Origin of the sequence: Methylobacter sp. (genome assembly GCF_023227905.1) — a bacterium.
Taxonomy (GTDB): domain Bacteria; phylum Pseudomonadota; class Gammaproteobacteria; order Methylococcales; family Methylomonadaceae; genus Methylobacter_A.
Window position 1 is genome coordinate 55,244 of sequence record NZ_JALOCF010000010.1, and the last position, 16,252, is coordinate 71,495.

The window sequence follows — 16,252 nt, forward strand, 5'->3', positions numbered from 1 at the left end:
ATAGGGCTGTGAGTGCACTTAGCCCCGTTGCGTTAACATAAAAGTAAGCCATTGTTCGATGGCTCTTCCGCTAATTTACTTCACTATATAAGCCGCCAGCCAGTATGGACGGCATAAACCCAAACCCAAACCCAAACCCAAACCCAAACCCAAACCGGGAAACGACGGCAGGCAATAAACCGGTGCGTTGTTGCATGACTAGAGCAATTCTCCAATTCACCGTCAAGCGAACTTGAACGCTTTCTCTGGCCGTGCCCGCATGGACAGAGCCTGAGCCAGAGTCTCCGTTAGGACGAAAATTAAGCAATGCTTAACTTTTCGCCGCTAGGATGAGCCTGAGTTTTTTACCATTGGGATGAACCCGGATTTGCCAGTAACAGAATCGTAGTTTGGATTCTATTAGCGATGTTCCCATCTCATGTTAATACCCTCACAGTACACGCCCAAAAGACTACGCCTTCAAAACTGAATGGGCTTTTTTAAAAGTGCCGTATCTGGTTTTGCCTCATGTAGTCTTTTATCTGAAATCAATAGCTACCGGCGATTGCAACAATTCGTCCGTAGATTTTATTTTGTAATGTATGAGATTTAATTTATGAATAAGAACAATATGATGAGAAGCCTTTCTTCTTTCATACTCATATCAACCATTACTGTCACAAGCACCGCCGGTGCCTTTGAAGTAGGGAGTGATGTCCCTGTGGGCGATAACCCAAGCTCCGTAGCCGAGGGTGATTTTAACGGAGATCAAAAACGGGATCTCGTCGTTACTAATTTTAACGATAACACTATCTCAGTGTTGCTAGGTAACGGTAATGGCGATTTTCAATTACCGACTAAATTTAGTGTAGGGTCTAGCCCGAGGCTGGTGCGTTCATCAGACCTGAATGCTGATAGCAAGTCCGACCTGGTCGTAGCCAATCAGGGCAGTAATAACCTTTCAGTGTTGTTAGGAGTCGGCGACGGTACCTTTAAAGCGGTCAACTACGCAGCCGGTATCTCTCCCTTTTCATTCATATTGGCCGATTTCAATCGTGACAAGATCTTGGACGTTGCGGTTGCCAACTATACAGCCAATACCATCTCCTTACTCCAGGGAAAGGCTGGCGGAGGCTTTCTGCCGCCATCGACTCTCGCAGTGGGTTACCGGCCCAGCTCAATCGCTAACGGCGACTTCAATAACGATGGTTTGGTCGACCTTGCCGTTGCAAACTATGGGGGGGGCTCGGTCACGGTTCTATTGGGTAATGGAGCAGGCAAATTTTATAAAAAAACCAATTTGATTATTGGCTCGGGCCCTTTTGCTATCACCGCAAACGACTTTAACGGGGATAAAAATATCGACCTGGCTGTCACAAAATCCAAGAGTGACAAAATTTCCATACTGCTAGGCAAAGGCAATGGCTATTTCCTCCCCGAGCGTCAACTGGCCGTCGGCAATAACCCCAAGGCAATAGAAAGCGCAGACTTTGATGGAGACGGCGCAATTGACATCGCGGCAGCCCGTTTCTCAAACGCTACTTTATCGGTGCTGCCGGGAAAAGGTGATGGTACTTTTTCAGCTCGTGAAACCTATCCCGTAGGCAACGGCCCTTCTGCCATTGCCGTGCGTGATTTTGATGGTGACCAGCGCCTTGATCTGGCAGTTGCCAATCAGAACGACGGCAGTGTATCGCTTTTGTATGGCGAAGTTCCTTCGGATTCGGCTGTTACTTCTCCCGATGTCCAGCCGCCTACTACCCCAACGTCTCCCAGCACGGACATAGCAGCGCTAGAGCAGAGTGTTTTTCAGCAGATTAACGCCTATCGTATCTCTCAGGGGCTGCCGGCACTAACGCTGAATGCGACTATCAGTGAGCAAGCGCGGATTCATAGCCGGAATATGGCATCAGGGACAGTCGCTTTTGGACACACGGGTTTCGAAACCCGCATTCAAACGATAGCGCAAACCATTTCCTATAGAAGCGTAAGCGAAAACGTAGCGGCTAATAGAGGCTATAGCGACCCGGCGGCTACAGCCGTGGCAGGATGGCTGAACAGTCCAGGGCATCATGCCAATATTGTCGGCAATTACCGATTGACAGGAATCGGCGTGGCGAAAAGTAGCACGGGGCAGGTTTATTTTACCCAGATATTCTGGAATTGAACCTCCCTTAGCGAGACAATGAGCTCTGTAGATTCGGCCTGAAACAGTCTAAATATCGGAAGTTTCAGATCAAACAAGAAGTAGGGATATCAGTACAGTGGGCAAAGCTTTACCGCTTGCCCACCATTTCCATTAAATAATGATTGGCAGAAAAAAGCTGTCCTTTCCCGGCGATTCTGTGCAGTTAAAGCTTAAAGCCGGGTAAAGACCAATTGCTCGTAAAAAAGCCTGAAAACGAAGCCGGCTTTTATGAGTTGGAACCTCGCAGTAGGCTAATGCCACTGTTCCAGCCAGGCATGTTGTTTTTTGCCGCCCTCACTTTTTATTGCAATGGTGAACTTCATGACTTCAAAAAAAATAGACCTGACAGAGGCCGATTTACCCAAAGCCTGCAACTACATAGCCAAACAGTTTGCCGCGCATAGCTGGTGGCCGACAGAACAACCGGGCGAAGCCAAGCGTGAATTTGAGTTAATGAAAGGCAGCGTAACCGCCTTGAATGTCTGGTGCGAGCGATGGCTGGATGAAGGGCAATGCAGAAAAATGGAAAACGAGCTTCGATCGTAGTCGGATGGGTCGGGAGCCCAAAGCAGGCGCTCCCGACATTCCAAACATACTGAGATGGTCCTGAAAACCGACCCACTCGTTACATTTATTGTGTTGCCGGGCAAGGGCAAAATTGCAAGAAGACGGCACGCGGCCTACAAGCGAACCGCCCGCACACAGGTTTACATCTTGAGTACAGTTACTACATTTTTCGACCGGAGTCACCGAATAGGCCGTGGTCTGCGGATTTGGTCGAATAGCATTCAGACAGGTTAAGGTTTTTCTACCCGCCCAATGGGGACTGCTTCCGCAAAGGCGGATGTGGTTATGAATAACGCCTAAAAGAATAATCTGATTTTCTCATTGCGTCCGCCGTAATAGACTTGCCTACAAGAAGGGAAAAGACCAGCTCAGCGTAAAATCGACATCTTTAGCGTTTAAATTTAAAACACCGAAGCGTAACACCGCCCCGGTAATCCGTAACACCGACGTCATAGTTATTCGCACTTTGCGAAACAGGGTGCAATAGATTTTAGCCGTATTGCACCCTACGTATTGCGCCTTAACTGGACAGATTCTATCTCCTTGATAAACCTCCTAAGCGCCTTTCGGGCCTGCAAACCACCAAATTATCAGACCGACAACGGGCAGTAACAAAATTAAAAGCACCCATAAAATTTGCGATCCAGTTGTAGCGCCGCTTTTTACGATGCTAATAATGGCCCAGATGTCCAGCACAAGTACGATAAAACCTAAAAAACCGCCGACTTCAATATCCATATGTCCTCCTAACAGGTTCATGGGTAATAGATAAACTATTCTTCATCAATTTCAGACTCTACGCTTAATACTGGACCTGGTCTGTACGGTAGCGTCCATTGCTCATCTTTCATCATTTTTTAAGCATTCTTTAACTGATAGGTCTATACCAGTAATTAGTGAGCCGTTTTAAAAGGTCTGTATCGGCTTGTGTATTTTCAATAAACGATTAGATTGGATGTCTATTAGACAACTTACTCTTGCTATAGAGTGACAGGACTGGCGACCCAGCGTTACAGTGGAAAAATCGAAGGCGGTTCGCATTTCCAGATAACAGGCTGCTAGAGTCCGCCCATCAGCATGTATTTCATACTCACGAACTCGTCGAGGCCGTGGCGCGAGCCTTCGCGGCTAAAGCCGGATTCCTTCACGCCGCCGAAAGGAACCGTTTCCGTCGAAATCATCCCTTCATTGATGCCGATCATGCCCGACTCCAGCGCCTCGGCGACACGCCACACGCGGCCGATGTCGCGTGCGTAAAAATAGGCGGCCAACCCGAACGGCGTAGCATTGGCGAGCCGGATCACCTCATCTTCCGTCGAAAATCGCACCAGCCCGGCGACAGGGCCGAATGTTTCCTCCTGCATCATCAGCATGTGCGGCGTCACGCCGGTCAGCACCGTCGGCTCATAAAACGTGCCTCCCAGCGACGCCGGTTTTCCGCCCAACACCAGCTTTGCGCCCTGGGCTACAGCGTCCAGCACATGCCGCTCCACTTTCTGAATTGCCTTGGCATTGATGAGCGGGCCTTGCGTCACGTCGCTTTCCAGCCCGTTGCCGAGTTTGAGCTTGCCCACTTCCATCCTGAGTTTGGCGGTAAAGGAATCGAAAATGCCGTTCTGCACAAAAACGCGATTGGCGCACACGCAGGTCTGGCCCATGTTGCGGAATTTGCTGGCCATCAGTCCCTGGGCGGCCTTGTCGAGATCGGCGTCGTCGAACACGATGAAGGGCGCGTTGCCGCCGAGTTCCAGCGCCACTTTCTTGACCGTCCCCGCCGCCTGCCGCATCAACTGCTTGCCGACCTCGGTCGAGCCGGTGAAGGTGATGGCGCGTACCGAAGGATTGGCGGTCAGCTCCTCGCCCACGATAGCAGACCGTGATGTGGTGATGACATTGAGCACGCCCGGCGGCAGGCCTGCCTGCTGCGCCAGTTCAGCCAGCGCGAGCGCCGACAGCGGCGTCTCTCCGGCCGGTTTACAGACGATTGTGCACCCGGCGGCCAGTGCCGGAGCGATTTTTCGCGCAATCATCGCCATCGGGAAATTCCATGGCGTGATCGTGGCGACCACGCCCAACGGCTGCCGGATCACCACGATGCGCGCATCCAGCTTGTGCGACGGGATGGTTTCGCCGTAAAGGCGCTTGGCCTCCTCGGCGAAAAACTCGACGAAGCTTGCGCCATAGGCAATTTCGCCCCGCGCTTCAGTCAACGGCTTGCCTTGTTCCTGCGTCAAAAGCCGCGCCAGCTCTTCGGTATGCTCAGTGATAAGATCGAACCAGCGGCGCAAGATTTTGCTGCGTTCCTTGGGCAACAGCTTGCTCCACACAGGAAAAGCGCGCTGTGCCGCCGCAATGGCCGCGCGTGTCTCGTCGCATCCCATATCAGGAACTTGGCCGATTACCGCGCCGGTGGCAGGATTGGTCACGGACAGTGCAGGCGTCCCCACCCACGCGCCGTCGATGAGGCACTGGTTTTTAAGCAAACTGGCAGAAAAAGTCGGCATGGCATTCTCCTCGCAGCAGGTTGTTTGAGGCGAGTTTACGCTTGTGAAATCAAAAAGAAAGGGGAACGCTCGGTTCAGAAGCACTCTTTAGGTATTAATCGGTAGCGCCAAGCTTTCAGCGATTTCACTTCATCGAAAAAGCCCCAACTATCATGACCGTCCTGGACACCAACGAGGATATAAGTGAATGGTTGGTTTAATGAGATGAAACGCTTTTTCTTACGGAGCCTGTAGTCGTTTCCATAAACTATTTAAGGTTATTGTATAATCCGACTTAGGCAGGCAGTGGGTTTGGCGCCTGAATCGATAACGATGTAAACAAAGGAGACTTAATGTCCACAACAGATAGCCTTTTAACAGCCATTCGAAAAATCGAACCGATTATCCGGCAGTACGCCCCTGATGCAGAACGCGACCGGAAGCTGGCTGCACCCGTAGCCAAAGCGATGCACCAGGCGGGGCTTTACCGCTTATGGCGTCCCAAGGCATTCGGCGGCTTCGAGCTTGATCCGGTCTCCGGTTTCCGCATTATCGAAGCAGTCTCGCGTATCGACAGCGCCGCAGGCTGGAATCTGCAAATCGCCGTCGCCCATGATATGTTCGCGCCCTGGTTTGGCGATCAGGCCGCGCAGGAGATTTTCAATGCCGACGCGATCCCGGTCGGCGCCTTCAACCCCGTGCGCAAAGCCGTTCCGGTCGCAGGCGGTTATCGCATCTCAGGGCGCACGTCTTTCGTGAGCGGCGCGCACCATGCCACGGCGTTTATCGGCTTTGCCCATATTTACGATGGCGACAAGCTGCGCGTGGATACCAACGGCATGCCCGAGACGCGGCTGATCGCGGTTCCCGCGTCCGAGGCCGATATTATCGACAACTGGAACACCATGGGCATGCGCGGCAGCGGCAGCCATGACGTCGACATGCAAGACGTGTTCATCCCCGAGCACTGGGCCGCGCCGTGGGGACCGCTGGAGAATCCGGGCAGCGCCTATCAAGGGCCGCTTTACCGGCTGACGGTCTGGCCGGCGATCGCGGCTTTGGTCGCACCGGCGCTCGGCATCACACGCGCGGCCATCGATGAAGCGTCAGAGCTCATCATCAACAAGACGCCGGCGTACGGCGTGAAAGCGCTCAAGGATAATGCTGTCGTGCAATCGCAGCTCGCGCAGGCCGAAGCCAAGCTCGGCGCCAGCCGTGCGTTTTTCTTTAACGCGTTTGAGGAAGCCTGGCAGGAAGCCGTCGCCGGCAGACCCATCACCGTAGCGTTGAAAGGCCGCATGCAACTGGCGATGACCCATGCCACGCTCGAATGCGCCAAGGCCGTAAGCCTCATCCACGAGATCGCCGGCGCTTCGGGCATTCGCGAGGAGTATGCTTTTGAGCGATACTTCCGCGACATTCACGTCATCACGCAGCACGGTTTTTTGAGCGCGAGCAAGCTGGAGTCGATCGGGCAAATTTTGCTTGGGCTTGATCCCGAGTGGCCGTTTTTCCGGTTCTAAGCGAGAGATGCAGGCCGCATTTTGACACTATCTGAGAAACGGCCAGCTATTATGATAGACATTAGAAATAGTAATTTAATAACTCAAGGGGCACGTATGGAACAGAGCATGAGTGAACTGATGAACCACACGGCCGACATGGGCCAGGCAGAAATGTTTTCCAAGGCATGGTACAACGAATATTTCCGGCGTGCAGCCGAAAGCCCGGCGCATTCGCGCTTTTGCGAGGCCGTTTATGGCAGGGACCTGTGCCAGCACGGCATGATGGACATCGATGAGATGGATTTTCTGGCTTCGCTGCTCAAGTCCGGCGAAAAGGTGCTGGAAGTCGGCTGTTCCAACGGTCACATTACAGAGTACCTCCACCAAAAGGCGGGCTGCAACATCCTGGGCCTTGATTATGCTGATGCCGCCATTGCCCAGGCGCAAGAAAGAACTCGGGACAAAGCTGCCGCATTGAATTTCCAGTGCGCGAACCTGATTCATGACGAGCTGCCCGGCGGCGATTATGACGCCGTCCTGGCCATCGATTCCATTTACTTCATGGGCGATTACAACAAAACGCTGGCCAAGCTCAACGCCAGGCTGCGGCCCGGCGGCCGTATGATCATCGCGGCGTTTCAGGCAAAAGAAGATGGCGATCCGGATACGATCCTGCTGCCTGGCCATACACGCATGGACGAGGCTTTACAATCCTCGCCGTTCAGCTACGTTCAGCATGATTTCACGACTAACATTCGTAACCATTGGCTGAAGAACTATGAATTCTCCCGTAAGTTCCAGTCCGAGTTTGCGGCCGAAGGCAACGCCTTTCTGTGCGAAGCCCGCATGGCCGAGAATGGCTGGTTCAAGGACCATGCCGAGCGCGAGACGCTGGTTCGGTTCATGTACGTTATCGAGCATAATGCGGATTTGATGCAGGGTTAGCAGATTGCTTCATCACAAACGACTTAGCGGGGCGAGTTTATTCAACCCGTCCCAAACGTTAGGTTGAACATCTTAATAAAATACATTCCGATGCTATCGTTATGGCAATATGTGCGGTTACAGCCAAACGTTGCTCCGTGCTTGTCGATTTGGGCCCTTATTAAGCCTGTCCAGAGCATTAATTATCCAGGGGTTTTAGCCCATTTTCCGATTTAAATTGATCGGTACGAGCGTTCCATTTTCAACCGGCGGTAACATCCTGATGGGCTATTTTCACAGTGTGTTATTATTCAGTCCCTTTTTTAAGCAAACGAATTTTTAGTGGTAAGTATGCGTAGTTTATTGACGGTTTTGGTTTTTTCGGCCCTGTTGTTGACTGGATGGTCTACCAGTCAGATAAGTGCTGAGCCAATGCCAAACTATGATCAAAGTGTAGAGCGGATACGTCTAAAGGCAGAGCAGGGAGATGCGGAAGCGCAAAACGATCTTGGCGTGATGTATGCCAATGGCGAAAGCGTCGGGCAAGATGATAAACAGGCCGCGTTTTGGTTCCGAAAAGCGGCCGAACAAGGTTATGCAAAGGCGCAACTCATCCTCGGCTTGATGTATAGCGAAGGCCAGGGCGGATTGGCGAGAGACTACAAACAAGCCGTGTCATTGTTCCGTAAGGCAGCTGAGCAGGGCTTGGCAATGGCGCAATATAATCTCGGTGTAATGTATGCCAGGGGCGAAGGCGTAGAGCAAGATGATGAACAAGCCGTCATTTGGTACCGCAAGGCCGCAGAGCAGGGCGAAGCCATCGCACAAAACAACCTCGGTGCGATGTACGCTAATGGCGAAGGCGTCGGGCAAGATGATAAACAGGCCGCACTTTGGTATCGAAAAGCCGCGGAACAGGGCTTGCCAACGGCGCAGAATAATCTCGGCGCGATGTACATCAGGGGCGAAGGCGTAGTGCAAGATGATAAGCAAGCCGCCGAGTGGTAACGTAAGGCTGCCGAACAAGGCTATGCAGAGGCGCAAAACAATCTCGGCGTGATGGTTGCCAACGGCAAGGGTGTCGCGCAAGATAATAAACAGGCCGCGTTTTGGTTTCTTCAGGCCGCTGACCAAGGCGAAGCAATAGGGCAGTTCAACCTCGGCCAGATGTATTTCAACGGAACAGGCGTGCCGCAGGACTACGCTCAAGCTTATATGTGGACAGAACTCGCCGCTGCTCAAGGACTAGAAAAAGCAGTCGAGGCGCGGGACAGCCTGGTTAAAGTATTAACGCCGTCGCAAACCGAAGAAGGGAAAAAGCTCGTCCGTGAATGGATAGCGACGCACCCGCAAATTACGCAATAATTTTAAATAGCATCAAAACGCAGTTGCCCACTCTCCAGACCTTTTTTATGTTGAGACAAACTTCAAGGGATTTTGTCATATGGTTTCTATTGTGATTCGCTTTGTTGGCTGTGATTTTTGGTGGATCAGGCCTTTGTCAGGAACAGCGCACAAGAGTGATCATGGGCAAGATGCAGTCTAAGAATTGCCCTCGGCAAAAGCGGCGTTCGATCACCGCATTGATATTTGTACTGATTATAAGCTGTGCCGTTGCGCTTCCTGTTTATGCCGCCGAAACTCCGCTAAAAAACGCGTCCCTGATGCCGATGTGGAGTCCGCAAGCCCAGTTTGCCGGATATTATGTAGCTCTCGACAAGGGAATCTATGCCCGGCATGGGATTGACCTTAAAATTCTCAGGGCAGGGCCCGGATGTTCCCCCGCTGAAGCCCTGAAAAAAGGCGATGTCGATTTTGCCATTCTTTGGCTGACGACCGCGCTACAGCATCGCGCGGCGGGTACCGAGCTGGTTAACCTGGCCCAGATTGTCCAGCGTTCGTCGGTCATGCTGATTTCAAAAAAGACAGCCGGCATTAAGACCATTAATGACATGGATGGCAAAAAGGTGGGCTTGTGGGAAGGCGACGTATCGATACCGCCCCGCACGCTTTTTGCCAGGCACGGCATCAAGGTTCGAGTCGTGCGCCAGTCCCAGACCGTGAACCTCTTTCTGCGCGGCGGCATCGATGTCGCATCCGCGATGTGGTTCAACGAGTATCACACGATCCTCAATTCCGGCGTCGATCCAGAAGAATTGAACACCATTTTCCTCAGCGATCAAGGCATGAATTTCCCGGAGGACGGGATTTACACGATGGAAAAAACTGTCCAAAAAGATCCTGCGCTGGCGGCAGCCTTTGTTGACGCATCGCTGGAGGGATGGCGTCATGCCTTTGATCATCCCGACGAGGCGCTGGATATTGTCATCAAATACATGCGCGAAGCCAAATTGCCGGCCAACAGGATGCACCAGAAATGGATGCTGGAACGAATGAGAGACTTGATGATGCCGGTCGATTCGCAAGCAAGGCTCGGCTATCTTATGGAGCAGGATTACAAGGCCGTAGGCCATGCCATGCAAAGCAACGGCCTGATTCGCAGCTATCCCGATTACAGCGCCTTTGCCTGGAGAGCCGATGCTCAGAAAAAATAGCATCGTCGTCAGGCTTGTTCTGGTCATTGCGCTCTTCAGCGCAGTCATCTTTGCCGTAACGCTCGGCTATAACTACTACCGGTCCCGCGTCATTCTGCAAGACGAGCTGGAAAGCAATGCGCGCAACCTTGCCCTGTCGCTGGTCAATAAGGTAGAGACGCAACTGACGGCAGTTACCAAAGTGACGGAAGGCTTAGCCCGCTCACTGGAGACAGGCAGCTATACGGATCAGCAACAGCATGTCTTGCTCAGAAAGACCGTCGAGAGCAATCCGGAAATTTACGGCTCGTTCATCGCCTTTGAGCCTTATGCCTCTAATGCCAAACAGTCCTTGTATGCGCCTTATTATTACCGGGAAAAAGGAAAGATCGCCTTTAGCCGACTGGATGAATCCTATATCGACTACCCTTACCCGTATTGGGATTGGTACCAGATCCCGCGCGAGCTGGGCAAACTCGAATGGAGCGAGCCCTACTTCGATGAAGGTGCCGGCAATATCCTGATATCGACCTGTTCGCTACCCTTTTACAAGGAAAGCAATGGCACGAAACAACTCCAGGGCATTGTCGGTTCAGACATTTCCCTCGAGGCCCTGACGGAACTCATCTCCTCGGTCAAGATACTCAAGACCGGCTATGCAGCGCTGCTTACCCGCAACGGGGTGATACTGGCCCACCCGATGAAAGACGCGATCATGAATGAAACGTTTTTCAGCATAGCGGAAGCGCGTCAGGATTCTTACCTGCGGGAACTGGGCAGAAAAATGATCCGGGGCGAGTCCGGCTTCGTCCACTACCAGAGCCTGGTCGGTTTCACGAGCTGGATGTATTACGCGCCGATTCCTTCGACCGGCTGGACGCTTGCCGTGGTCTTTCCCGAGGCGGAGCTTCTGGAAAACGTCAGGAAATTGAGCATGACCATGGCGGCGATGGGTTTTGGCGGCATATTGCTATTGACCCTGGCGGTCATCGGCATTGCCAGGGCCATCATCAGGCCGCTGCAAATACTGACGGCGGCAACCGATCAGATTGCTTCCGGCAACTTCGATGTGGCATTGCCAACGGTACGCTCGAACGACGAAGTGGGCATTCTTACCCGCGACTTTCAGGCCATGCAGGCGTCGCTCAAGGAATACATCAAGAACCTGACCGAAACCACCGCCGCCAAGGAACGCATCCAGAGCGAGCTCAAGGTTGCGACCAATATTCAGGCCAGCCTGTTGCCGCGCATCTTTCCGCCTTTTCCCGATCATCCCGAGTTTGATATCTACGCATCAATGGTGCCGGCCAAAGAGGTTGGGGGCGACTTTTACGACTTCTTTTTCATTGACGAGAAGAACCTGTGTTTCCTGATTGCTGACGTTTCCGACAAGGGGGTTCCCGCCGCGCTGTACATGATGGTGGCTAAAACCCTGCTGAAAACCGAAGGCCAGCGGCTTGGCGAACCGGACAAGATGCTGAACTCCGTCAATAGGATTCTCGCCTCGGACAATGAAACCTGCATGTTTACAACGGTGTTCTGCGCGATTCTCGATATCACGACCGGCGACGTGCGTTTTGCCAATGCCGGGCACAATCCACCGCTTATCATTGACTCAGCGGGTGTGCGTTACCTTAGCTTGAAGCCGGGATTAATGTTGGGCGCCATGGCTGAAACCGCCTATGCGACTGAACGCTTCACGCTGGAGAAGGAAGGCATCCTCTTTCTTTATACCGATGGCGTGACCGAGGCAAAGAGTCCGGAGGACGAGTTATACGGTGAGGAGCGGTTGCTGAAAGCATTGCAAGCCGCGCCCCAAGAGGGTCTTGCAAACCTGATCCATTACATCAGCTCTGAGGTGACGCATTATGCCAGCGGCGCCCCACAATCAGACGACATCACCATGCTGGCGATAAAAATGACGACGGATAACGCCGGCATGGAACAGGTAGGGAAGGGGACATGAAAAAAACGGCGTTGTTAATGCTGATTATGCTGGCGACAATCGCGGTGATGGCCGGCTGTAGAAAAACTGAAATCGTCATTGCCAACCTTGATGATGCAAAGAATGCCAGAATCGGCGTGATGACCGGCTCAACCGGAGAGGCGCTCACTATCAAAAGATTCCCGAAAGCGCAGGTCAAAAGTTTCGACGATATTATGGATGCCGTCGCCGCGATGAACTCAGGGCAACTGGATGCGATCGTGACCGCATTCCCGGCGGCGCTTCAGGTTTCCAAGAAAAATCAACAATTGGGACTGCTGTCCGAGCCATTAGATTACGAAGACACCGCGATTGCGGTCAAAAAAGGCAATGACGAACTGCTGGCCGCATTGAACCGGATCATCGCCGAGCTGAAAAGCGACGGCACGCTGGAATCGATGAAAAAACGCTGGTTCAAGACGGATTTGAGCCCTTACGAAGAAATGAACATCATTCTTCCCACAGAAGGCACACCGCTAAAAATAGGCGTCAGCGCCACACGCGAGCCGTTCAGTTTCGTCGATCAAAACGGCAGGGTAACCGGGCATGACGGCGAGCTGGCGCGCATTATCGGCGCCAAACTCAACAGGCCGGTCGAATTTTTTAACATGAAATTTATGGCGCTGGTCCCGGCACTGCAATCGGGCAAGGTTGACCTGATCGTCACCGGCATGACGGCAACCGATGAGCGCAAAAAATATGTCGATTTTACGGCACCCTATTACGCCAACGCCCAAGTCATGCTGGTCAGGAAAAACGCTGCGGCAACGCCTACAAGCGCTCCAGTCAGTAGTGATAACGAGGTTGCAAAGCTGGAGGATATCGACGGTAAAAGAGTCGCCGTGTTAGGCGGTTCCGCCGGAGACTTGGCGGCCCGCAAACACTTTCCGAATGCAAGCTTTCAAGTGTTTGTCGCCTCAGCGGATGCCGCCCTTGCGCTCAAGGCGCGCAAAGCGGATGCCTTTGTCTATGACAAAAGCGTGCTGCTTAATCTTGCCGAGAAAAATCCGGAGCTGGTCATTCTGGATCAACCGGTCGACAAGCTTGAAGTGGCCGCCGCGATCAGGAAAGACAATACCGCGTTGCTTGCCGGGATAAACAACGTGCTATCCGAACTGAAACAGGAAGGCATGCTGAAAAAACTGAGAAGCAAATGGATCGATACAAAATATACGACTACGCCGCAGATGCCGCCAATCAACGGCAACCCGAGTAAGGATGTTCTGAGAATGGGGACTTGCGCCACCATCGAGCCTTTTTCATTCCAGGCGGATGGCAAACTGACCGGTTTGGATATCGAGCTGGGCCAGCTGATTGGTCAGCGTCTCGGCAAAAAGATCGAGATTATCGACATGAATTTTGAAGGGCTGATCCCCGCGTTGCAGTCAGGCAAGATCGATTTTGCGCTGTCGAACTTCAATGTCACGGAAGAACGCAAGAAACTGGTACTGTTCTCACTTGCCTATGTTGAAAATGACATTTCAGCGCTGGTGAGACGGCTGCCAGCGCAGGATTCAGCAGCTAAAAAGCAGGACGCAAAGCTTGCCTCCGTCGCAGACTTGAAAGACAAGCGCATCGGCGTGCTGGTCGGCTCCGCCCACGACACCTATGCCACCAAACATTTTCCTGAGGCAACGATCCTGCAATATAAATCCCCTTCCGATGTCGCCCTGGCGGTCAAGACCGGCAAGGTCGATGCCGCGCTGTTCGACGCCGAGCCCTTGCGCGAGATCATGCGTCAGGACGACAGCTTCGGATTATTAGGCGATTCCCTGTTCACCTTTGACGTAGGCGTCGGCTTCAAAAAAGACAATCCTGAACTTAGGGATCAGTTCAACCGATTTTTAGCCGAGATCAAGCAAAACGGCGTTCACAGGGACATGATCCAACGCTGGATGGAACAGGGCGATATGCGCATGCCGGTCATAAAAAACGCCAAAACCCATGGCGTGATTGTTGCCGGGGTCAGCGATGCCGGGCTGCCTTTTACCGCAATCAAAGATAACCGGCTGGTCGGGTTCGATATTGAGCTTTGTGAACGATTCGCGGCGTATTTGGGCAAAGAGGTCAAGTTTGCGAACATGGATTTCGGCAGTTTGATCGCTGCAGTATCTACCGGCAAAGTCGATCTAATTTCCAGCGCCATCTATGTGACGGAAGAGCGGGAAGAACAGATCAATTTCTCCGAGCCTTATTACCAGATGGGCACCAACGTATTTGCCCTCGGGAAGAATTTGGCAGCCCATGATGAGGTAGAGCCAAGCATAGCAATGGAACCGCCTGCTTTCTTCGCCAATGTAGCCGACAGTTTCCGCAGCAACATCATCCAGGAAAACCGCTACCTGCTGATCTGGGACGGGCTGAAAACGACGGTGATTATCTCGATATTCGCGACGCTGCTCGGTACGTTGCTGGGCGCGCTGATCTGTTTTATGCGGATGTCGAGCAGAACGGTGCTAAACCTGCCTGCCAGAATTTATATTAACATTCTTCGCGGCATGCCGGTGCTGGTGCTGTTGATGCTGATTTTCTATGTCGTCTTCGCCTCGATAGACATCAATCCGGTGCTGGTGGCGATTATCGCGTTCGGGATGAATTTTGCCGCCTACGTATCTGAGATTTTCAGGTCCGGCATCGAGGGGATCGGCAGAGGCCAGATCGAGGCCGGCATCGCGATGGGTTTTACCAAGTTCAAGACCTTCGTGTACATCGTGTTGCCGCAGACCGTGCAACGCATTTTGCCGGTCTACAAGGGGGAATTCATCTCCTTGGTCAAGATGACCTCCATCGTCGGCTACATCGCGGTCCAGGATCTGACCAAGGCCAGCGACATCATTCGCAGCCGCACCTTCGACGCGTTCTTTCCGCTGGTCATGGTCGCGATTTTGTACTTTGTGATCGCGTGGATTCTGATGCTGGGACTGGAATATCTTGAACGGATGACCGACCCGAAATACAAACGGCGCAAGGCGGCCAAGTCATGATCAAGATTGAGCATCTGTCAAAAAAATTCGGCGACCTGGTCGTGCTGAAGGACATCAGCACCGAGATAAAAACCGGCGAGGTCGTCACCATCATCGGCCCGTCCGGCACCGGCAAGAGCACTTTGCTGCGCTGCCTGAACCTGCTCGAAGTTCCGAGCGGCGGCTCGATTTACATTAATGGCGAAGACATTCTGGATAAAAAAACCGATGTCGCCAAAATACGCCAGAAGATGAACATGGTGTTTCAGTCGTTCAACCTTTTTTCGCATTTGTCGGTGATGGAAAACCTGACCCTCGGGCCGATCAAGCTGCAAGGGATCAGCGAGCAGGACGCTCAGGCGAAAGCCCTGGAACTGCTGCGCTTGGTCGGACTTGCCGAGAAAGCCGACAGTTACCCGGACGAGCTTTCCGGCGGCCAGCAACAGCGTGTGGCGATTGCCCGCTGCCTGGCTATGGAGCCGGACATCATCCTGTTTGATGAGCCGACTTCGGCGCTGGACCCGACCATGATCAGGGAAGTGCTTTCGGTCATCCGCCGCCTCGCCAGGGAGGGTATGACCATGGCGATAGTCACCCATGAAATGGACTTTGCCCGGGATGTATCCAACCGGGTGTTGTACATGGACGAGGGCTTGATTTACGAAGAAGGGACGCCGGAGCAGATTTTTGAACATCCGCAAAAGGAAAAGACCCGGGCTTTCATCAACCGGATTCTCAGCTACACCCGCCGCATCAGCTCGCCGGATTACGACCTGTATGCCATCAATGCTGAAATAGAGGCTTTTTGCGAAAAGCAAATCCTGCCGAAGAAAACCCGAAACAACTTGCTGCTGCTGGTGGAAGAGTTGCTGCAAATCTATGCGCCGTACCTGGGCCCCATCGTTCTGGATATGACCATCACCTATTCGGAAAAGAACGACCGCCTTGAGCTGATCTGCGAAAGCACCGGGGAGCAGGCCAATCCGATCGAAAGCGAAAGCTTGGACGACGAGCTGGGTTTGATGATCATCAGGAATTTGACCGAAAGCATTGATTACCAGTGGATCAACGGCAAAAACAGATTACAATTCCTCATTAAAAAATAATCTCCGATGAGGAACAACA

At 52.6% G+C, this 16,252-nt stretch carries 12 protein-coding genes and 1 pseudogene; 11 read left to right on the forward strand and 2 right to left on the reverse strand.

Annotation, left to right across the window (positions count from 1 at the left end):
- Nucleotides 1–595 precede the first annotated feature (595 nt).
- Together M0R47_RS06245 and M0R47_RS06250 are read left to right on the forward strand one after the other, a co-directional pair.
- Entirely contained in the window at nucleotides 596–2,146 is a 1,551-nt protein-coding gene (locus tag M0R47_RS06245) for an FG-GAP-like repeat-containing protein (RefSeq protein WP_292551899.1), read from the forward strand.
- Nucleotides 2,147–2,488: 342 nt separating this feature from the next.
- Entirely contained in the window at nucleotides 2,489–2,713 is a 225-nt protein-coding gene (locus tag M0R47_RS06250) for a hypothetical protein (protein ID WP_292551902.1), read from the forward strand.
- Nucleotides 2,714–3,289: 576 nt separating this feature from the next.
- Here the strand turns inward: M0R47_RS06250 and M0R47_RS06255 are convergent.
- Together M0R47_RS06255 and M0R47_RS06260 are read right to left on the reverse strand one after the other, a co-directional pair.
- Entirely contained in the window at nucleotides 3,290–3,472 is a 183-nt protein-coding gene (locus M0R47_RS06255; RefSeq protein WP_292551905.1) for a PLDc N-terminal domain-containing protein, read from the reverse strand.
- Between the two features lie 320 nt (nucleotides 3,473–3,792).
- Nucleotides 3,793–5,238, reverse strand: coding sequence for an NAD-dependent succinate-semialdehyde dehydrogenase (locus M0R47_RS06260; RefSeq protein WP_292551908.1), 1,446 nt, complete (start codon nucleotides 5,236–5,238; stop codon nucleotides 3,793–3,795).
- 332 nt (nucleotides 5,239–5,570) lie between these two features.
- Between M0R47_RS06260 and M0R47_RS06265 the strand changes: the two genes are divergently transcribed.
- The 9 genes and pseudogenes from M0R47_RS06265 to M0R47_RS06305 all read left to right on the forward strand — a co-directional run bounded on the left by M0R47_RS06265 (nucleotide 5,571) and on the right by M0R47_RS06305 (nucleotide 16,233).
- Nucleotides 5,571–6,740 (forward strand): acyl-CoA dehydrogenase family protein, encoded by a 1,170-nt coding sequence (locus M0R47_RS06265; protein ID WP_292551911.1) that lies wholly within the window; start codon nucleotides 5,571–5,573, stop codon nucleotides 6,738–6,740.
- Between the two features lie 108 nt (nucleotides 6,741–6,848).
- On the forward strand, nucleotides 6,849–7,667 hold the full coding sequence (locus tag M0R47_RS06270; RefSeq protein WP_292551914.1) for a class I SAM-dependent methyltransferase: 819 nt from the start codon (nucleotides 6,849–6,851) through the stop codon (nucleotides 7,665–7,667).
- Nucleotides 7,668–8,078: 411 nt separating this feature from the next.
- A complete protein-coding gene (locus M0R47_RS06275; RefSeq protein ID WP_292551917.1) occupies nucleotides 8,079–8,654 on the forward strand; it encodes a tetratricopeptide repeat protein in 576 nt (191 codons plus the stop codon).
- Between the two features lie 36 nt (nucleotides 8,655–8,690).
- Nucleotides 8,691–8,771, forward strand: a pseudogene (locus tag M0R47_RS06280) (SEL1-like repeat protein); the annotation flags it as partial.
- Nucleotides 8,772–8,789: 18 nt separating this feature from the next.
- Nucleotides 8,790–9,011, forward strand: coding sequence for an SEL1-like repeat protein (locus tag M0R47_RS06285; RefSeq protein ID WP_292551998.1), 222 nt, complete (start codon nucleotides 8,790–8,792; stop codon nucleotides 9,009–9,011).
- Nucleotides 9,012–9,172: 161 nt separating this feature from the next.
- On the forward strand, nucleotides 9,173–10,201 hold the full coding sequence (locus tag M0R47_RS06290; RefSeq protein WP_292551919.1) for an ABC transporter substrate-binding protein: 1,029 nt from the start codon (nucleotides 9,173–9,175) through the stop codon (nucleotides 10,199–10,201).
- Nucleotides 10,185–12,146 (forward strand): SpoIIE family protein phosphatase, encoded by a 1,962-nt coding sequence (locus M0R47_RS06295; RefSeq protein WP_292551922.1) that lies wholly within the window; start codon nucleotides 10,185–10,187, stop codon nucleotides 12,144–12,146. Before M0R47_RS06290 ends, M0R47_RS06295 begins: the two co-directional genes overlap by 17 nt.
- Entirely contained in the window at nucleotides 12,143–15,148 is a 3,006-nt protein-coding gene (locus M0R47_RS06300) for an ABC transporter substrate-binding protein/permease (RefSeq protein ID WP_292551925.1), read from the forward strand. The genes M0R47_RS06295 and M0R47_RS06300 overlap by 4 nt, the downstream gene beginning before the upstream one ends.
- Nucleotides 15,145–16,233, forward strand: a complete 1,089-nt coding sequence (locus M0R47_RS06305; RefSeq protein WP_292551929.1) for an amino acid ABC transporter ATP-binding protein — start codon at nucleotides 15,145–15,147, stop codon at nucleotides 16,231–16,233. The genes M0R47_RS06300 and M0R47_RS06305 overlap by 4 nt, the downstream gene beginning before the upstream one ends.
- The last annotated feature ends 19 nt before the right edge of the window (nucleotides 16,234–16,252 follow it).